The organism is Glutamicibacter creatinolyticus (genome assembly GCF_006094275.1).
Taxonomy (GTDB): Bacteria; Actinomycetota; Actinomycetes; order Actinomycetales; family Micrococcaceae; genus Glutamicibacter; species Glutamicibacter creatinolyticus.
The window spans coordinates 928,973-946,324 of record NZ_CP034412.1; the positions used below are offsets into that span (position 1 = coordinate 928,973).

General features: G+C 64.4%; 20 protein-coding genes. 14 read left to right on the forward strand and 6 right to left on the reverse strand.

What is annotated here, in order from left to right; all coding sequences use genetic code 11:
• The first annotated feature begins 39 nt into the window (after nt 1–39).
• On the forward strand, nt 40–474 hold the full coding sequence (rbfA, locus tag GcLGCM259_RS04260; protein ID WP_138173304.1) for a 30S ribosome-binding factor RbfA: 435 nt from the start codon (nt 40–42) through the stop codon (nt 472–474).
• A gap of 138 nt (nt 475–612) precedes the next feature.
• Here rbfA and GcLGCM259_RS04265 read toward each other — a convergent pair whose 3' ends face one another.
• The gene (locus tag GcLGCM259_RS04265) at nt 613–1,656 is read right to left on the reverse strand and encodes a ScyD/ScyE family protein (RefSeq protein ID WP_138925875.1); all 1,044 of its coding nucleotides are present in this window, start codon (nt 1,654–1,656) and stop codon (nt 613–615) included.
• 441 nt (nt 1,657–2,097) lie between these two features.
• On the opposite strand from GcLGCM259_RS04265, the gene GcLGCM259_RS04270 reads away from it, so the two are divergent.
• The 13 genes from GcLGCM259_RS04270 (at nt 2,098) to GcLGCM259_RS04330 (ending at nt 10,663) form a co-directional block, all read left to right on the forward strand.
• A complete protein-coding gene (locus tag GcLGCM259_RS04270; RefSeq protein ID WP_138925876.1) occupies nt 2,098–2,628 on the forward strand; it encodes a GNAT family N-acetyltransferase in 531 nt (176 codons plus the stop codon).
• A 22-nt stretch (nt 2,629–2,650) separates the two neighbouring features.
• A complete protein-coding gene (gene truB / locus GcLGCM259_RS04275; protein WP_138925877.1) occupies nt 2,651–3,574 on the forward strand; it encodes a tRNA pseudouridine(55) synthase TruB in 924 nt (307 codons plus the stop codon).
• Nucleotides 3,575–3,649: 75 nt separating this feature from the next.
• On the forward strand, nt 3,650–4,027 hold the full coding sequence (locus GcLGCM259_RS04280) for a hypothetical protein (protein WP_246049763.1): 378 nt from the start codon (nt 3,650–3,652) through the stop codon (nt 4,025–4,027).
• On the forward strand, nt 4,024–4,497 hold the full coding sequence (locus GcLGCM259_RS04285; RefSeq protein WP_171021084.1) for a hypothetical protein: 474 nt from the start codon (nt 4,024–4,026) through the stop codon (nt 4,495–4,497). Before GcLGCM259_RS04280 ends, GcLGCM259_RS04285 begins: the two co-directional genes overlap by 4 nt.
• Nucleotides 4,498–4,556: 59 nt before the next feature.
• On the forward strand, nt 4,557–5,507 hold the full coding sequence (locus GcLGCM259_RS04290; RefSeq protein ID WP_138925878.1) for a bifunctional riboflavin kinase/FAD synthetase: 951 nt from the start codon (nt 4,557–4,559) through the stop codon (nt 5,505–5,507).
• A 23-nt stretch (nt 5,508–5,530) separates the two neighbouring features.
• Complete coding sequence (locus GcLGCM259_RS04295; RefSeq protein ID WP_138925879.1) at nt 5,531–6,316, forward strand: class I SAM-dependent methyltransferase; 786 nt, start codon at nt 5,531–5,533, stop codon at nt 6,314–6,316.
• Nucleotides 6,317–6,424: 108 nt separating this feature from the next.
• Nucleotides 6,425–6,694 (forward strand): 30S ribosomal protein S15, encoded by a 270-nt coding sequence (gene rpsO, locus GcLGCM259_RS04300; RefSeq protein WP_054820746.1) that lies wholly within the window; start codon nt 6,425–6,427, stop codon nt 6,692–6,694.
• A gap of 226 nt (nt 6,695–6,920) precedes the next feature.
• Nucleotides 6,921–7,853 (forward strand): restriction endonuclease, encoded by a 933-nt coding sequence (locus tag GcLGCM259_RS04305; RefSeq protein ID WP_138925880.1) that lies wholly within the window; start codon nt 6,921–6,923, stop codon nt 7,851–7,853.
• 182 nt (nt 7,854–8,035) lie between these two features.
• Complete coding sequence (locus GcLGCM259_RS04310; protein ID WP_246049765.1) at nt 8,036–8,398, forward strand: hypothetical protein; 363 nt, start codon at nt 8,036–8,038, stop codon at nt 8,396–8,398.
• Between the two features lie 220 nt (nt 8,399–8,618).
• Nucleotides 8,619–8,915 (forward strand): hypothetical protein, encoded by a 297-nt coding sequence (locus tag GcLGCM259_RS04315; protein ID WP_175419322.1) that lies wholly within the window; start codon nt 8,619–8,621, stop codon nt 8,913–8,915.
• Nucleotides 8,916–8,966: 51 nt separating this feature from the next.
• The gene (locus GcLGCM259_RS04320; protein WP_138925882.1) at nt 8,967–9,401 is read left to right on the forward strand and encodes a helix-turn-helix transcriptional regulator; all 435 of its coding nucleotides are present in this window, start codon (nt 8,967–8,969) and stop codon (nt 9,399–9,401) included.
• A gap of 18 nt (nt 9,402–9,419) precedes the next feature.
• Complete coding sequence (locus tag GcLGCM259_RS04325) at nt 9,420–9,827, forward strand: VOC family protein (protein WP_138173286.1); 408 nt, start codon at nt 9,420–9,422, stop codon at nt 9,825–9,827.
• 47 nt (nt 9,828–9,874) lie between these two features.
• Nucleotides 9,875–10,663, forward strand: a complete 789-nt coding sequence (locus GcLGCM259_RS04330) for a VOC family protein (protein WP_138925883.1) — start codon at nt 9,875–9,877, stop codon at nt 10,661–10,663.
• A gap of 81 nt (nt 10,664–10,744) precedes the next feature.
• Here GcLGCM259_RS04330 and GcLGCM259_RS04335 read toward each other — a convergent pair whose 3' ends face one another.
• The 5 genes from GcLGCM259_RS04335 to GcLGCM259_RS04355 form a co-directional block, all read right to left on the reverse strand.
• Complete coding sequence (locus tag GcLGCM259_RS04335; protein WP_217496552.1) at nt 10,745–11,656, reverse strand: ROK family protein; 912 nt, start codon at nt 11,654–11,656, stop codon at nt 10,745–10,747.
• Nucleotides 11,657–13,417 (reverse strand): dipeptide ABC transporter ATP-binding protein, encoded by a 1,761-nt coding sequence (locus tag GcLGCM259_RS04340; protein ID WP_175419323.1) that lies wholly within the window; start codon nt 13,415–13,417, stop codon nt 11,657–11,659.
• Complete coding sequence (locus GcLGCM259_RS04345; RefSeq protein WP_138925884.1) at nt 13,414–14,322, reverse strand: ABC transporter permease; 909 nt, start codon at nt 14,320–14,322, stop codon at nt 13,414–13,416. Before GcLGCM259_RS04345 ends, GcLGCM259_RS04340 begins: the two co-directional genes overlap by 4 nt.
• A complete protein-coding gene (locus GcLGCM259_RS04350; RefSeq protein WP_138173280.1) occupies nt 14,319–15,314 on the reverse strand; it encodes an ABC transporter permease in 996 nt (331 codons plus the stop codon). Before GcLGCM259_RS04350 ends, GcLGCM259_RS04345 begins: the two co-directional genes overlap by 4 nt.
• Before the next feature lie 84 nt (nt 15,315–15,398).
• Entirely contained in the window at nt 15,399–17,252 is a 1,854-nt protein-coding gene (locus GcLGCM259_RS04355; protein ID WP_138925885.1) for a peptide ABC transporter substrate-binding protein, read from the reverse strand.
• Nucleotides 17,253–17,352 lie beyond the last annotated feature (100 nt).

Consider the following 17,352-nt stretch of genomic DNA (forward strand, 5'->3'; position numbering starts at 1 on the left):
GGACCGCTGCTGGGGCTTGAACCGTGAAGGAGTAAGAAGATGGCTGACTCAGCCCGTGCCGCCCGCCTGGCCCAGCGCGTGAAGGTGCTCATGGCGCAGTCGCTGCGCAATGTCATCAAGGACGAGCGGATCGACAACGTGACCGTCACCGACGCCCGGGTCACCAACGACCTGCAGCACGCCACCGTGTACTACACGGTGCTCGGGGAGGCCGAATTGAAGGCCGAGGTCGCGGAGCTGTTGGTGCAGAAGACCGGTGCGCTGCGCAAGGAATTGGGCCGGAACCTGACCATCCGGTTGACCCCGACCGTCGAGTTCGTGCCCGATGAGATCCCGGAAAGCGCCTCGCACCTGGAGGAGCTGCTGGCCAAGGCCCGCGAGAAGGACGCCGAACTGGCCGCGCTGCGTGAAGGCAAGACCTTCGCCGGCGGCGAGGACCCGTACAAGAAGGAGTCGGAGGAGGACGAGGAGTAGTCCTCGACCATCAAACCGCTCATCCGCCGCGGCGGATGCCACAAGGATCCCCAGGGTGGGGGCTCAATGCGAGCCTGCCGCCCTGGGGATCCCTTGTTGTGGCCGAACCGCTGTTCACGGTTGCGGCAGGGGCAGTGGTTACTGCACCCGGGCGCGCAGCACCTTCCCCTCCGTGCCCAGTGCATCGGTGCTGGCGATCAGCTGGTGCCCGGAGACCTCCACGTCCGCGGACATTGCCGCCGGCAGCACGGTCACCGCCTTGCCCCGCACCACCTTGGCCACCCCGCCGCCGAACAGTTCGGAGACGTACACCCCGCCGCGGTGATCCACGGCCACGCCGGTCGGTGCGTTCAGGCCGCTGGCCACCGTGTAGGTCTTCTTGGTGTGCAGGTTCATCTTGTAGACCTTGCCGGTGGCCAGGGACTCACCCGGGGCGCCGGGAAGCACCGTGTAGTACATCCAGTTGCCCTTCACCGTGATGTCGGTGGGTACCGGCTGGGCCCAGTAGGTCAGGCCCAGCATGCAGTCCGGGATCTGGATTCCGGACTCCGAGGCCAGCTGGCGCACGGCCTCGGTGATCTTGATGGGCTCGGCCGGCAGGGCCTTGACCAGCCGGGTCTTGCCGCGGCGGTCCACGTGCAGGATCGCGTTGGCCCCGGCGTCCCCAACGTACACGCCGCTGCGCACCGGCGCGCTGGAGTAGGGGTGGGAGTAGAGCTCGCCCTTGGAACGCAGTGCCGGTGCCTGGGCCAGGCAGGCCTTGGAGACCTTGCGTACCCCGTACACGGTCTTGCCGTCCGGGTCGTGCTTGCGCTCGAAGGCCGCCAGGTCCGCGATGGTGCGCACCTTGCCCCGGTGGTCAATGGACTTGAGCAACGCCGGGTCCTTGGGGCTTGGCGGTGCCTGGTCACTGCCGACCAGATTGTCGAAATAGTAGGCGGTGTGCCGGGCGTAGGAGACCCCGACGATTTCCCGGCCCGGAGCGTTGACCAGGGTCCGCTTCTTGCCGTGGGCGCTGATGGAGGTCAGCTGCCCGGACATGGACTCCGCAACAAGAATCGAGCCATGGTCTCCAAAAGCGATCCGCAGTGGGCCGACGAGATTGATGGCGACGGTCTTGACGTTGCTGATCCCGGTGGGCGGCCGGTGGTGGTCTTGCTGATGGGCCTGGGCGGGGGGCAAGGCTGAGCGTGACCGCCAATGCGGACGCGGCGGCCCCGGCCGCTATGTGTCGAAGCTTCATGATGATTCCTCGTCAAAGGGTGCCGCGCTCCAAAAAGGACCGCAGCAGCTGCAGTTGGTCCGCATGGTTCCCGGGGCATCGCTGGAAAAGGTGGCAGGCTGATCGTGGAGGAGAGGGAGCGTTTCGTAGCAAGAACTGAAGGCAGTGAGCGATGGGGAACGTTTGCGGGTGACACCGTGGAAACGGGATGCGCGCGGTGCCCCAGCTACACCGTGCTCAACGGTGGCGACATGTGCCGTCACGAGTAGCCACGACTTTATGAACTGCTGTGTGCGCCGGTCAATGGCAACCGTGAAAAGCACGTACTTCATGGGCCGAAAGCGGGTAGCGGATGGACTGCTGTCCGCACCGGCAGACGGTTGGAACCTAGGTTGGACACCATGAGCGAGCCATCTGCAGGGTACCGGATCCGCCGCGCGCGGCCCGAAGACGAGGCGGGGGTGGCGAGGTTGTGCCAACGCAGCGGACAGCTCGGCTGGGACCGCGAAGCACTGCGGAAGACCGCATCACGGGTCAGTCTCGTGGCCACCCAGGACGATACCGTCATTGGCGTTGCCAAGACCCATTGGCATGCTGAGCCGGACCGTGCCGCGCCGGCAGGGCATTACCTGGGCGGGATTGTCATCGACCCGCGGTGGCGCAGACACGGGGTGGGCCGGGCGCTGACAGCGGCACGCCTTGCCTGGATCGCCCCTCGCGCCGACGTCGTCTACTACTTCACGAACGAGAACAACACGGCCTCGATTAAGCTGCATGAGAGTTTCGGTTTTCAGCTGTTGTTTGCCGCCGGAAGCCTCCATTCAGTATCGGCAGATGACGGCAGGTCCAAGCTCCTGCTTTTTGCGCTGCACCGGTTGGCCAACTCTGTGTCACCGCTCACCCTTGATGATAAGGACAGGCTAAATAGTTGATACCACGCCTATACTGGAGGGCGTGAGTAAAGCCGGACAGCCCCAGGAAACGCAAGCATCAGGTCTGGTGCTGGTCGACAAGGACCAAGCAATGACCTCCCATGATGTCGTCGCCCGTGTGAGGCGGCTGGCCGGCACCCGAAAAGTAGGCCACGCCGGCACCCTGGATCCCATGGCCACCGGAGTCCTGGTGGTCGGCGTGAACAAGGCGACTCGTCTGCTGACCTACATCGTGGGCCATGACAAGACCTACACGGCGACAATTCGTCTGGGGCAGTCCACCGTCACCGATGACGCCGAAGGCGAGGTCCTCTCCGAGCGCATCGCCGCGGCGGTCACGGAGGAAGACATTGAACGCGAGGTGTCCAAGCTGCGTGGGGACATCGAACAGGTGCCCAGCCAGGTTTCCGCCATCAAAGTGGACGGCAAGCGTTCCTACGCTCGCGTGCGCGAAGGCCAGCAGGTGGAGCTGAAGGCCCGTCCCGTCACGATCAGCCGCTTCGACATCCTCGAGGTGCGCCGCGAACACGGCGGGAAGATCATCGATGTGGACGTGATCGTGTCCTGCTCCTCCGGCACCTACATCCGCGCCCTGGCCCGCGACGTGGGGGAGGCCCTGAACGTTGGGGGACACCTCACTGCCCTGCGCCGCACCGAGGTCGGCCCCTACAAGATTTCCCAGACCAAGCGGCTGGCCGAACTGGCAGAGGAATTCGAGATGCTGCCCCTGGACGAGGCGGCCGCAGCACTCTTCCCGAACCGGACCGTGAGCGTGGATGAGGCCGTGGAGCTGTCCTTCGGCCGCACGATCGCCGCCTCCAGCAGCGTCATGGACGTTACGAAGGACGAGATCGTGGCGGCCTTCGCCCCGAACGGCACCCTCGTGGCGTTGCTCAAGGACCAGGGAGCCAAGGCGCGCACCCAGCTGGTCTTCACCGCCAAATAGCGGTGTGCGGCCGGTGGGGGAACACCGGTGGAGAAAAGCACGACACCTGCACAAGTATCGAAAGGGCACAAGCCTGTGATCATCGTTGACGGCTTCTTTATTGCCGGCGCCATCATTTGTGGCCTGGCCGTGCTGCTGGGACTGGTCGCCACCATCATCCGCACCTACCCGGATGACTACGCGTTGATCGCCACGGCACTGACCGAAGTCTTCCTGGTTGTCTATGGCATCTCCGCCGCGATCCGCCAGCTGGGCGGACAGCCGATCACCGGGGAAGTCTGGGAATTCTGGGGCTATCTGATCACCGCCCTGCTGATTCCGCCGATTGCCTTCTTCTGGGCCGTCAGCGACAAGAGCCGCTGGGCCAACGCGGTACTGACCGCCAACGGGCTAATAGTTTTCGTCATGTTGTTCCGCATGGAACAGATTTGGGATGCAGGAGCATTGGTATGAGTGAAAAGGCGCGCAACTCGCGCATCGTCGACGCCGCAGCGGCACGCAAGGGCGAGCAGCGCGCGCCCAAGCCGGCACGATCCACGGGCCTGGGTCGAATCATCATCGCGGTGTACGGCGTGCTGGCACTCTCGGCAACGATCCGGGCGCTGTACCAAATGTTCTTCCGGGACTTCTCCGAGGCCCCGGTGGCCTACACCCTGTCACTGATTTCGGGGCTGGTGTACATCCTGGCCACCGTGACCCTGGCCTCCTCCAAGCCGAAGGCCTGGTTCACCGCCCTCTACGCGGTGTCCTTCGAACTGGTGGGCGTGCTGGTGGTGGGCATCCTGTCCTTCACCCACCCCGAGCTTTTCGGCCACGATTCGGTGTGGAGCTTCTTCGGCAAGGGATACGGCTACGTCCCGCTGGTTCTGCCGTTCGTGGGCCTGTGGTGGCTGTACCGCAACCGCGATGAGCGCCGCGCCTAACAGACATGTAAGAATTGCTTGGGCAGGTTTGCTGCCCTCCACCACACCTAAGGAGCAACGTGCACTATTGGAAGGGTCTTGAAGCGGTTCCGGCAGCTGTCGGTCCCACGGTGGTGACCATTGGCAACTTTGACGGGGTTCACCTCGGGCACTGCCAGGTGCTGGACCGCGTGGTCCAGCAGGCCAAGCAGCGGGACGCCAAGTCGGTCGCGATCACCTTCGACCCGCATCCGGCCCTGGTGCACCGTCCCGAATCGGCGCCCGAACTGATCATGGGCCTGGCCGACCGCATCGACACCCTGGATGCCGTGGGGTTGGATGCGGTCCTGATGATCCACTACACCCTGCAGTTCGCGCAGAACTCCGCCGAGGACTTTGTGCGTGAGGTGTTCGTGGACAAGCTCGGTGCCGTTGCCGTGGTGGTGGGCCACGACGTGCGCTTCGGCAAGGACAATGCCGGGGACTTCGCGTACATGTGCGAGCTGGGCGAAAAGTACGGTTTCGACGTCATCGGCGTGCAGGACGTGGGGGACAAGCGCCGCCTGTCATCCACCTGGGTGCGTGAGGAACTTTCCGCGGGCAACGTTGAGGGCGCCGCCGAGATCCTGGGCCGCCCCCACCGGATGCGCGGGGAGGTGGTTCACGGCGCCAAGCGCGGACGTGAACTGGGTTTCCCGACCGCCAATCTTTCCAGCGACGCCAGCGGCATCATCCCGGCCGACGGCGTCTATGCCGGATGGCTCGTGGATGAGGCCGACATGCGTTGGCCGGCCGCGATTTCCGTGGGCTCCAACCCGACCTTCGACGGCGTTTCGCGTGTGGTCGAGGCCCACGTCATTGACCGGCCTTCCGAGGACTTCGGGGACTTTGACCTCTACGGCCAACAAATCGTGGTGGAATTCGTCAGGCACCTGCGCCCGATGGTCGCCTACCGCGGCATCGAGGCCCTGATCGAGCAGATGAACGAAGACGTCGAGCAGGCCCGCTCGGTGCTCTCCCAGCAGGCGTAGCCGGGCACGGGCTTTGACGGATTATGGCTGAGATTCCCTCGCTGCCGCAGCGCGCCTTCATCCTGCCGGAGCAGAAGCGGGCCGCGATGGCCGCCGCCTACCAGCATGGCGCCAAGAGCTATGACCGGATCCGACCCCCGTACCCGCAGGCCGCACTGGACTTCACCCTGGAGGGGCCGGTCAAACAGGTGGCCGACATCGGGTGCGGCTCGGGGATCTTTACCGAACAGCTGGCCTCGCGGGGTGTCGAGGTGTGGGCCGTTGATCCTTCCCAGGACATGCTCGAAGTTCTCAATTCCCGTTTGCACTGTGCGCATACCGTCCTCGCGCCGGGGGAGCAGACCGGGCTTGCCGAGTCCAGCGTGGACGTGGTCAGCTACGCCCAAGCCTGGCACTGGGTTGATCCCGAGCAGGCCAGCGCCGAGGCAGCCCGGCTGCTGCGCGAAGAGGGCAGGCTGGTGTTGCTGTGGAACCAGCTGGATGTCTCGGTGCCCTGGGTGCACCGGCTGACCCGGATCATGCATGCCGGGGACGTTCACCGACCGGAACTCATTCCGCCCTTCGGGCCCCAGTTCGCGGCCCCTGAATCAGGGATCTGGCACTGGTCCATGGCACTAACGCTTCAGGAGGTCATTGAACTGACCCGTTCGCGCAGCTACTACCGCCGCGCGAACGAAGCAACCAGAAACAAGGTTGAGTCCAACCTGCGTTGGTACTGGTACGAGCACCTTGGCCATGACGCCGCCGAACGGGTTGACGTGCCATATCTCACCCATGCCTGGAGGGCGCGAAAACGCCGGGGTCGGTGATAGCATTAACGCTGGCCTACGCTGCAGTCCGCGGTTGCGTAGGCTTCGCACTGGGAGTCAAAACCCGGAGCACTACCTTGTAAGCGCGGTCCAACTCTAGGAGTTTGTATGGCACTGGATGCCGCAGTCAAGCAGGAAATCATCAAGGCTTACGCCACCCACGAAGGCGACACCGGTTCGCCTGAGGTGCAGATCGCTGTGATGTCGCGCCGGATCTCGGACCTGACCGAGCACCTGAAGCAGCACAAGCACGATCACCACACCCGCCGTGGTCTGATGGCTCTGGTCGGTCGTCGTCGTCGTATGCTCGGCTACCTGAAGAACACCAACATCGAGCGCTACCGCTCGCTGATCGAGCGTCTGGGTCTGCGTAAGTAGTACCCCCTCGCAAATTTGAAATCCCCGGCGCTGCCGTGGGCAAGTCGACGAAAGTCGGATGAGCTCATTGCGGTGTCGGGGATTTCTGTATCCTTGATGACTTGGCAAAGTACGGTAGAGGCAACTGTGTTGTGGAATGTATGTTGTTAGCTGCGCCTTCTTGTGATCCCACCTGTGACATGACCAGAATGTAGAACCTCACCCCTGCGGATCCCAAGGACAAGCAATGAGCGAACCAGTCCCAGAACAAGGACAATCCGAGGTGCCGGTCTGGCCGAAGTTCATTTTGCCTGTGCTGACGGTACTCGAAGATGGAAGTATCGTGCACCGCCGGGATCTGATTCACCGATCCATTGAAGCAGCTGGCCTCTCAAAATCTGCCCGAGAAGAGACCCTCAACTCCGGTGGTTTGCGTGCCGAACAGCGACTGGGCTGGGCCTTCAGCCACCTGACCAAGGCCGGATGGATAGAACGGCCAACGCGTGGCAACTACCGGATTACCGAAGCCGGCCGCAGATGGGCAGCAGAGCATCCCAATGGATTGGACTCACTCTCGGAAGCCAACAAGATCTTCGAACCATTTTGGCCCCAGGGAAAGAAAACGGCGCTGCCCAAGGATGAAGCCGTCTTGGTACAGGTAGTGGATGATCCCATCGAACAGATCGAATTCGGGATTAACAGAATCGCCAAAGATGTGGGGGAACACCTGCTGACGCGCTTACGCGACAGCCACCCCGATTTCTTTGAAGAGGCCGTCGTCAAGCTGTTGCTGGCCATGGGCTATGGAGGGGCCGAGCAGCGTGGGCGACGTATAGGCGGTACCGGTGACGGGGGAGTCGCTGGCGTCATTGACCAGGACGCCTTGGGCCTGGAACGAATCTACGTCCAGGCAAAGCGGTACAAGGAAGGCAACAGCGTCGGGCGCGAAACAATCCAGGCATTCATCGGTGCACTGCACGGATTTGGCGCGAGCCGCGGAGTCTTCATCACCACCAGCACATTTACCCAGCACGCTCGTGACTACGCATCCGGGATCCAGTCGCGGGTCATCCTGATAGACGGGAAGAGACTGGTTTCCTTGATGATTAAGTACCGGGTCGGTGTTCAAGTAAAGCAGACATACGACGTCGTTGAAGTGGACGAGGATTTCTTCGACTAGCAGGGCTGAGGCACAGAGCTAACTTCCACCCGGCCGCGGGGACAGCAGAGGAAAGCATCGGGCCGACGCTCAGCGTTCGCTAAAGCGAGCCAAGCTGGTTATCGTGGTTGGCACGTACCTCCACGGCTGGAGCGTGGTTTTCCTGCACGGCAGGCTCCAGCCAGTAACGAAGGGTTGAATCCATGCCGGAAACTGCAATGTTCGGAATGTCTTCTCGTCTCAAGGTCTTCGTTGCGGCCTGCTTGGCGACCGGTTCGATCTTTACCGGAGCGAACGGACTGACCATCGTCCCCCTGTTAGCAGCGGCGGCGATGCTGGCCGTGGGGATTGCGGCCACGTCGGAATCCGGGCGGGATGCTCAACTTGTCGTCCCTGTCCTAGGGATTATGGCCAGTACTTTCTCCGTCATGGGCACCGCGTTTGTTCTGACCTCGAACTCGATACTTCCCTTTGGCGCCACCGCTGTCATCGCTGCTGTTCCGGTTCTCGCATGGATTTCTCTTGGCCTGACAATGGGCAGGCCTGGGGCCACCGCCACCGCATAAACCTGGCAACCGTCAGCAGACGGCTCGAAGCGCGCAAACCGGCCGGCCCCTGCGCATAGGGCAATGCAGAACCGGAATGAGCCTTCGACTTTGAAATTCCTGCCCGGTTTCTTGGACTGCGGCGGGGTACTGTTTCCTACCTTATGTTGCGTACGGCAATCTGGCGCTGCTCCTGTGTGGGGTACGCTCAAAGTTGACGATGACTGTGGAGGTCAATGCGATGAGCGCAGTACAAACCACCGAATCCATCCGGTCGCAGCCGTTGAACAAGATTTCTGTTTTTGCATTCGTCATCGCACTTCTAAGCGTTTTCGCCCTTTGGTTCTTCGACCTGGCAACCGTGGCGATCTTCGCCGTCGGTGCAGGCCACGTGGCCCTGCACCAGCTGAAGACCACCCCGGGCAGGGGAGCGCTGCTGGCCCGCTCCGCACTTTTTATCGGGTACACGGTTGCGGCGATATCGCTGTTTTCCTTCCTGATGATGCTTCCGGTCATCATTCAGCGCCTCACGCTCTAGACGCTGCCTTGTCACCGAAACCCCTTCAACAGGACGTGAAAGAATAGCGGCATGGGCGCCTCGAAAGCCGAAGGGCACAAACTCCAAAGCATCGTGCTGATCCGCCGGGTACGCGACCGGATCGACCGGGAGTATGCCCAGCCACTGAACCTTGAGGCGTTGGCGCGCGACGCGCATATCTCCAGCGGCCACCTGAGCCGGGAGTTCCGGCGCATCTATGGGGACTCCCCATACTCGTATTTGATGACCCGGCGAATCGAACGTGCGATGACCCTGCTGCGCCGCGGAGATGTCAGCGTCACCGACGCCTGCTTCATGGTGGGCTTTTCCTCATTGGGGACATTTAGCACCCGCTTCACCGAGCTGGTAGGAGTCGCGCCCAGCGTGTACCGGCATGAGCATTCGCCCAGCAGCCCGGGGATCCCTCCCTGCCAGTCACGGCAGGTCACCAGACCGGTCAGGAATCAAGAAGCCGCCGCGAAATAGCGCTGGTAGCTTTTAGGCATGGACATCAAAATCAACTACGCATTTCTGCCGCACACCGACGGCGAAGCCGCCCTGGGGTTCTACCGCGATGCCCTGGGATTCGAGGTTCGCAAGGATGTCGGATACCAGGACATGCGCTGGATTACGGTTGGTCCGGTGGGCCAGCCGGAAACCTCCATCGTGCTGCATCCGCCGGCAGTGGACCCGGGTATCAACGAGGAAGAACGCGCCACCATCCTGCAGCTGATCGCCAAGGGCGCCTATACGGCGCTGACCCTTTCCAGCGATGACCTTGATGGGCTGTTTTCACGGCTCGAGGCCGCGGGCGCCGACGTGGTTCAGGAGCCCATGGATCAGGATTATGGGGTGCGGGACTGCGCCTTCCGTGATCCGGCAGGCAACCTCATCCGCATCAACCAGGCGTAGGCGCCCCAGCGTCACCGAAAGCCGCCGAACTTCGACAAGGAACCAAAATGCCGCTTCGCCTGGATATGGTTCGGCTCAGATCCTCCGACCCTGTCGCCAGCCACTCCTTTTACCGCCAAGCCTTCGCGCTCAATGACGCCAATGCCACTGATGCCGCCGATACACCGCTGAATATCCACGGTAAGGGTCAGCTGCACATTGTCCCGGGGGAGGGAACACCCCCGGCAAGCCCGGCCTTTGACGGGTATGTCCTCGGTGTCATTCTCCAGCAGCCCACTGATGTGGACCAGCTGCTGGGCGCGGCGAACCAGCAGGGGGCACGGATGATCAAACCGGCCAAGAAACAGTTCTTCGGGGACTACTCCGCCTCCTTCCACGCCCCGCAGGGAGCGATCTGGAAAGTCTCCGCGGCCACCAAGAAGAACTCCGCCACCGGGCAGGCCTCGCCCAAGCCGAATGAGCTGCTGGTCCTGTTGGGGGTTGAGCAGCCCCAGCAGACCGCCACCTTCTACCAGCAGCTGGGAATGCTTACCCGCCACGATTACGGGGACAAGTTCATTGACTTCCAGCTCACCGAGGGCGGTTTCCGGCTGGGGCTGCTGCCGCGCAAGGGGCTGGCCAAGGACGTCGGGGTCAACGACGAGGGCACGGGCCATGACGGTGCCCTGACCCTCTGCCATCATGCGGCGTCCCGCAACGCACTGCAGGCACTGCTGGATACGGCACGAGCCGCGGGAGCCGGGAACGTTCTGGAACCGCACCAGCAGGACGGCCAGTGGCATGCCGGCTTTACCGACCCGGCCGGGTACGGCTGGAAGCTCACCAGCCCGGTGTAGGCAAACCCGCCGGAACACGAAAGTGGCGGCGACTGCGTCCCGATGAGGGAGGAGTCGCCGCCACTGACATGCTGCCGCTTGCTAGGCGGCCACGCTCTCGGCCTGCGCCGGGAACAGGGCCGCGCCGATGGCGACCGCCTCACTGCCCAACTCGCTGGGCAGGATCTGCACCGGATGCCCGGAAATGGGCGGGATCTCCTCCAGCGTGGCGCCGATAACCGGTTCCAGCAGATCCCAGGAACGGGCCAGCCCGCCACCGATCACGAAGGCGGACAGATCCAGCAGCCCTGAAACCACCAGGGCCGCCTGGGCCAGCCCCTCGCCGGCCTCCTGGAAAATATGCTGCGCCGCGCCATCGCCCTGCCGGGCGGCCTGGGCCACCTGCTGGGCGGTCAGCGGAGAACCGGTCATCTCGTAGTAGCGTGCCGCCACCGAGCGGCCCGAGGCCAGGGTCTCCAAGTGGCCGAGCCGGCCACAGGTGCACAGGCGCTCGCCGAAGCCGGGAATGTGCCCGATTTCCGCGGCCGCGCCGTGCTCCCCGGTGAACAGCCGCCCGCCGAGCACCAGTCCGCCGCCGACCCCGGTGCCCAGCGTGATGCCGAAGAAGTTGGGGTGCCCGTACCCGGCCCCGTAGAACTGTTCGGCCAGCACGAATGCGGCCACGTCGTTGCCGATGCTCACCGGCATGGACAGCGCCCGCTGCAGGTTGGCCCCCAGGTGGTAGCCCTGCCAGCCGCTAAACGAGTCGCTGGCCACCCTGACCACGCCGTGCGCGTCAATCACCCCGGCGGCACCGACCCCGGCGCTGATCGGGGTGGCCCCGGACTGGGCGATTGCCTCGACACTGACCCGGCGCACGGCCTGCACCATGGCGTCCCCGCCCTCGGAGGCCGGGGAGGGGGTGGCACACTTGGCCAGCACCTGACCGGCCGGATCCAGCATCACCGCCGAGATCCCGGTGCCGCCGATGTCTATTCCTAGTCGTGCCTTCAACTATTTCCCTTCACTTCCAAGTGCGAGCAGTTCCCGGCGGGCCTGGCGGCGCAGCGCCTGGGCTTCTGGATCCGGGGAGGGGACCGAGGCCAGCAGCTGCCGGGTGTAGTCCTGCTGCGGGTCGGTGAGCACCCGGGCCGCCGGACCGGACTCCAGGACCTGGCCCTGGCGCATCACGCTGACCGAGTCGCACACCGAATGCACCACCGCCAGGTCGTGGCTGATGAACAGGCAGCCGAAGCCGTGCTCCTGCTGCAGCTCCAGCAGCAGGGTGAGCACCTCGTCCTGCACCGAGACGTCCAGGGCGCTGGTCGGCTCGTCGGCGATCAGCAGCTTCGGGGCCAGGGCCAGCGCCCGGGCCAGGCCGATGCGCTGGCGCTGCCCACCGGAGAGCTCATGCGGGTAGCGCAGCGCCGTGTCCTTGGGCAGGCGGACCGCGTCAATCAGTTCGGCGACCCGGCGCTCGCGGAAGCCGCGGCCGGGGTCGGCCAGCTCCTTGCGGTGCATGATCATCGGCTCGGCAATCGAATCGCCCAGGGTCATGCGCGGGTCCAGGGAGCCGCCCGGGTCCTGGAAGATGATGCCCAGCCGGGAGCGCAGCCGGCGCAGCGCCCGGCGGGACAGGCCGGAGATGTCCTTGCCGAACAGTTCCACCCTGCCGGAGCTCAACGGCACCAGCCCGAGCGGGACCCGGCCCAGGGTGGACTTGCCCGAACCGGACTCGCCCACCAGCCCGACGATCTGGTTCTGGTGGATCACCAGCTCGGCGTGGTCCACCGCCCGGATCTTGCGGGTGCCGGAGGTGAAGTCCACGCAGACCTCGCCCATCACCAGGATTTCCTCCCCGGCCGCACGGCGTGCTGCCTCCTGGGCGTCGGGTACGGTCTGGGCGTGGACTTCCCGCTGCTCAAGCTGCATCTGCGGCAGCTTGGGCACCGCGGCCAGCAGCGCCTGGGTGTAGGGATCGGTGGGGGTGCGCAATACCTCGAACGCCGGTCCGCTTTCCACCACGAGCCCGGACTTCATCACCACCACCCGGTCGGCCAGGTCGGCCACGACCCCCATGTTGTGGGTGATCAGCACCAGGGCGGTGTTGGTTTCGCGCACCAGCTGGCGCAGCAGCTCCAGGATCTCGGCCTGCACCGTCACATCCAGTGCCGTGGTCGGCTCGTCGGCGATGATCACCGCCGGGTTGCAGGCCAGGGCGATGGCGATGACCACGCGTTGGCGCTGGCCGCCAGAGAGCTGGTGTGGATAGTTGCGGGCCTTGCCGGCCGGGTCGGGGATGCCGACCTTCTCCAGCAGGCTCACCGCCCGCTCGTGGGCCTGGGCCTTGCTGGCCTCGGTGTGGTTCAGGATCGCCTCGGCGATCTGCGCACCGATTTTCATGGACGGGTTCAGGGCGGTCATCGGCTCCTGGAAGACCATGGAGACCACGTTGCCGCGCAACGTGTCCATCATCGAGTCCGGGCTGCCCAGCACCTGGTGCCCGGCGACCTGCAGGGAACCGCGGGTGCGGGCGGTGCTGGGCAGCAGGCCCAGCGCCGCCAGGGAGGTGATGGTCTTGCCGGAGCCGGATTCACCGACCACCGCCAGCACCTCGCCGCGGTTGACCTCGAAGCTGACCCCGCGCACCGCGTTGACGGTGCGGTTCTTGGTCACGAAGTCCACTTCCAGGTCCGACACCTGCAGCGCCACTTCGGCCGGCTCGGCCGCGCGGCGCGCCCGCCGGGTGGATTCGGGGGTAGGGTTCTGGTTCACTGCTGACCTCGCACATCAAACATGTCGCGCAACCCATCACCGATGAAGTTGAACGCACAAACTACAAGAACAATGGCGATGCCCGCCGGGAAGATCAGCCACCAGGCCCCGGAGTAGACCGAGGAGATGCCCTCGCTGAGCATCGCGCCCCAGTCGGTGGCCGGTGGCTGCAGGCCCATGCCCAGGAAGGAGATGTAGGCGATCAGCAGGATCGCGTCGGCCACCTGGAAGGTCGCGTTGACCACGACGGTGCCGATGGTGTTCGGGATGATGTGGCGCACCACGGCGCGGGTGTTGCTGCCGCCGGTGGCCTTCACGGCCAGCACATAGTCCCGGGTCTTCAGGCTCAGGGCCTCGGCACGGGTCAGGCGCGCGGGCACCAGCCAGGAGACCAGGCCGATGATCAGCACCATCATGGACTCACTGGGGCGCACGATCGCGGAGATCACCAGCAGCAGGAAGATGCCGGGCACCGCGATGCCCGCATCCACGATGCGCATCATCACCGCGTCCACCCAGCCCCCGGCGTAGCCGGCGATTGAACCCCACAGGGTGCCGATCACGGTGGCCAGCACGCCGGCGGCAAGGCCCACCAGGATGGAGGTCTGCCCGGCGACCATCAGCCGGCCGAGCACGTCATAGCCCAGCCCGTCGGTGCCCAGCACGTGCCCCTGCTCCCCGGGGGTGAGGTTGGAGGCCATCAGGTTCGTGGAGACCTGTTCGGTGGGGTACAACAGTGGTCCCAGGAAGCTGAAGAGCACCAGGGCCACCAGGATGGCGGTGCCCAGCACCGCGAGCTTGTTGGAGAAGAACTGGCGCACCGCGCGCCTGGTCGGGCTCATCGCCGCCTCGGCGCTGCGCGCCGGGGTGGCCGGGGCCGTCGGGTTCTTGGTTGTCTCACTCATTTGACGCCTCCACGGGAACGCGGATCGAGGATGAACTGGGTGATGTCGGCCAGCAGCGAGCCGATCACGGTGGCCAGGGAGATCACCAGGATGCAGCCCAGCAGCACCGGGAAGTCGGTGGTCTGTGCCGCATTCCAGAACAGCAGGCCCATGCCCGGGTAGTTGAACAGCTGCTCCACCACCAGCGCCCCGCCGAACATCACCGGCAGGTAGTAGCCGAGCATGGTCACCACCGGGGTCAGCGAGTTGCGCAGCACGTGGCGGGCCACGACCCGCTTCATCGCGGTGCCCTTGGCCCGGGCGGTGCGCACGTAGTCCTCGTGCAGGTTGTCAATGGTGGAGGAGCGCATGTAGCGGGAGAAGGTGGCCACCCCGGCCAGCCCGCTGGTGAGCACCGGCAGCACCATTTCCTTGGGCTGGGCCAGGATTTCGCCCACGGTGTTGCCCTGCGGGGCGCTGGCCGGAAGGATGCCCAGCAGCTGGGCGAAGAACATGATCAGCAGCAGGCCCAGAAAGAAGCTGGGGGTGGAGTAGACCACGAAGTTGATGCCGGTGATGATGTAGTCAAAGGGCTTGTTGCGGCGCAGCGCCTGGGCCATCCCCAGCGGGATGGAGACCAGCAGGGCCCCGCCCACGGCGGCGATCGCCAGGATCAGGGTCTTGGGCAGGCGCTGGGCGATCAGCGAGGAGACGTCCTCGTTCATCACGAACGAGCGGCCCAGGTCCCCGGTCAGCCACTGGCTGACGTAGTTGAAGTACTGCTGGATCAGCGGCAGGTCGAAGCCCATCTCATGGTTGAAGGCCTCGATCTGGGCGGGCGTGGCCGCCTGGCCCAGAATGCCGCGGGCCGGGCCCCCGGGCAGTGCCTGCAGCAGCAGGAAGACGATGACCGACACAATGGCGATCACCACCGCGGCCTGCACCAGGCGTTTGATCATGAACAGCCCGAAGAGGCGGATATTCGAATTATCCCGGACGGCGGTAGTCGTCATCGGTGATAGTCCTTTCAAAAGTTGTGTGCCTGCCCGTGGCCCGGCCCCGCGCAGCGGCGCCGGGCCACGGACACACCGCAGGTATTACTTGTTCCAGCCCCAGCGCTGCGGGAAGAAGTTCCCGGTCGGGTCCTGGGTGGTGCCGGTCATGCCGTCGCGGATCACCGAGACCTGGTAGACCGGGTTGGGCAGCCACATCACCGGCAGGTCCTCGGCCAGCAGCGCCGAGTAGTCCTGCATGATCTGCGGGTCGTTGCTCTCCAGCGCCTTGGTCATCAGCTCATCGGCCTTGGGGTTGGAGTAGTTGCCGAAGTTCACCGAGGCGCCGGTGGCGAAGATGCGCTCCCCGGTCGGGTAGGCCGGGAAGTACCAGGAGCCGGCGGCACCGAAGTAGGAGAACTGCCAGTTGCAGTCCGAGGAGTCGGCCTCACACGGCACGGTGCGGTTGAGCACCGAGTTCAGCGGCGCGCGATCGAAGCTCACCGCGACCCCGGCCTCACGGAAGGAGGACTGGATGGCGGCGAACTGCTTGTCCGCCTCCTCCGAACCGTTTTGCACCATCATGGTCAGCTCCATCTTGGTGCCTTCCTTGATGCCCTCGCCGCAGTCCGAGTCCCCGGCGCCGGCCGACTCGCAGACCAGGATGCCGTCGCTGCCGGCCTTCCAGCCGTGGTCGGCGAACAGCTGCTTGGCCTTTTCGATGTCGTACGGGTAGGGGTTGTTCTTCTGGGTGTCGGAAAGGTAGTGGGACTCGATGTCCTGCGGCACCGGGCCATAGACCGGGTTGGCCCCGCCCATCCAGACCTTTTCGGAGATGGTGCTCTGGTCCACCGAGGACTGCAGCGCCTGGCGCACGTAGAGCTGCTTGAAGACATCGCCCATCTTCGGGTTGTTGAAGTTGTAGGGCATGTAGGTGATGGCCCACCCTTCCCAGGGGTCCATGTTGTAGTTGTTCGCCTGGAACTGCTGCTGCTGGTTCAGCAGTGAGGTGGGAATGTAGCCGTAGTCAATGCCCTTGGAGCGCAGCAGGTTCACTTCGGCATCGGCGGAGGTGAACGGCAGCAGGTTCACGGTCTGGACCTGGGCGGCGTCCTTGCCGTCGTAGTTTTCGTTCTTCTCCAGCGTGACCTTGCCGGAGTTGTCAAAGCCGCCGAGGGTGAACGGGCCGGAGACCACCTTCCACAGCGGGTTGTCCACGTAGTCCGAGATGTTCTCCGATTCCTTCATCAGGAACTTGAAGATCTCCTTGGCGCCCTTCTCGGTGCGGTCCGCGTCCCCGACCTTGCCGTCCTGGCTGGTCTTGGCCCAGGCATGGTGCGGCAGCGGGCGCACGGAAGCCAGCTGGCCGGAGTTCAGCCAGTCCTGGTTGTAGACCTTGTCGAAGGTGACGGTGAAGGTCTTCTCGTCGGTGTACTCCACGTCGGTGATGTTGTCCGGCAGACGGCCTTCCTTGTACCCGCCCCACTGTTCCTTGTTCGCCTTGATCAGGTTGAACCAGAATTCCACGTCACGGGTGGTGATCGGTTCTCCGTCGGACCAGTGCATGTCACGCATGTGGAAGGTGACCTGCTTGCCGTCCTCGGAGTATTCCACCTTGTCGGCGATGCCGGTTTCGGTGTCCATGGCCATTTCGCCCTTGGAGCCGTCGAAGGTGAACATCGGGGACCACAGGGCCTGGTGGATGGAGGAGTTGTGGGTGGCCATCTTGCCGGCCACGCCGATCGGCAGGATCCAGTTTGGCGTGGCGTTCGGCGGCAGGGCGTAGTTCACGGTGTTGGTGTCCACGCCGGCCGGCACGGTCTTGGCCGCGGCATCGCTGTCGCCGTCGGTGGCGGAGTTGGTGTTGCTGTTTGCCCCGCCGCAACCGGTGAGCAGCAGCGCCAGCGCTGCCAGGCCGGCGGTGACGGACTTTTTCATGCGTCTCTGGTCGAAAGCCATGAGTTCCTCGCTAACGGTGTGAGTGGCTGACGATCCGCCGCCAACCTTTATTCAACATCGAACAAAGTATTGATACTTATGATCAAACTATGTGTAGTAT

What these genes read in the sequence shown, in the direction of transcription:
- rbfA (WP_138173304.1), top strand. Translation starts at nt 40, where the DNA reads ATGGCTGACTCAGCCCGTGCCGCCCGCCTGGCCCAGCGCGTGAAGGTG.
- GcLGCM259_RS04270 (WP_138925876.1), top strand. Translation starts at nt 2,098, where the DNA reads ATGAGCGAGCCATCTGCAGGGTACCGGATCCGCCGCGCGCGGCCCGAA.
- GcLGCM259_RS04285 (WP_171021084.1), top strand. Translation starts at nt 4,024, where the DNA reads ATGAGTGAAAAGGCGCGCAACTCGCGCATCGTCGACGCCGCAGCGGCA.
- GcLGCM259_RS04295 (WP_138925879.1), top strand. Translation starts at nt 5,531, where the DNA reads ATGGCTGAGATTCCCTCGCTGCCGCAGCGCGCCTTCATCCTGCCGGAG.
- rpsO (WP_054820746.1), top strand. Translation starts at nt 6,425, where the DNA reads ATGGCACTGGATGCCGCAGTCAAGCAGGAAATCATCAAGGCTTACGCC.
- GcLGCM259_RS04305 (WP_138925880.1), top strand. Translation starts at nt 6,921, where the DNA reads ATGAGCGAACCAGTCCCAGAACAAGGACAATCCGAGGTGCCGGTCTGG.
- GcLGCM259_RS04310 (WP_246049765.1), top strand. Translation starts at nt 8,036, where the DNA reads ATGCCGGAAACTGCAATGTTCGGAATGTCTTCTCGTCTCAAGGTCTTC.
- GcLGCM259_RS04315 (WP_175419322.1), top strand. Translation starts at nt 8,619, where the DNA reads ATGAGCGCAGTACAAACCACCGAATCCATCCGGTCGCAGCCGTTGAAC.
- GcLGCM259_RS04320 (WP_138925882.1), top strand. Translation starts at nt 8,967, where the DNA reads ATGGGCGCCTCGAAAGCCGAAGGGCACAAACTCCAAAGCATCGTGCTG.
- GcLGCM259_RS04325 (WP_138173286.1), top strand. Translation starts at nt 9,420, where the DNA reads ATGGACATCAAAATCAACTACGCATTTCTGCCGCACACCGACGGCGAA.
- GcLGCM259_RS04330 (WP_138925883.1), top strand. Translation starts at nt 9,875, where the DNA reads ATGCCGCTTCGCCTGGATATGGTTCGGCTCAGATCCTCCGACCCTGTC.
- GcLGCM259_RS04345 (WP_138925884.1), bottom strand. Translation starts at nt 14,322, where the DNA reads ATGAGTGAGACAACCAAGAACCCGACGGCCCCGGCCACCCCGGCGCGC.
- GcLGCM259_RS04350 (WP_138173280.1), bottom strand. Translation starts at nt 15,314, where the DNA reads ATGACGACTACCGCCGTCCGGGATAATTCGAATATCCGCCTCTTCGGG.
- GcLGCM259_RS04355 (WP_138925885.1), bottom strand. Translation starts at nt 17,252, where the DNA reads ATGGCTTTCGACCAGAGACGCATGAAAAAGTCCGTCACCGCCGGCCTG.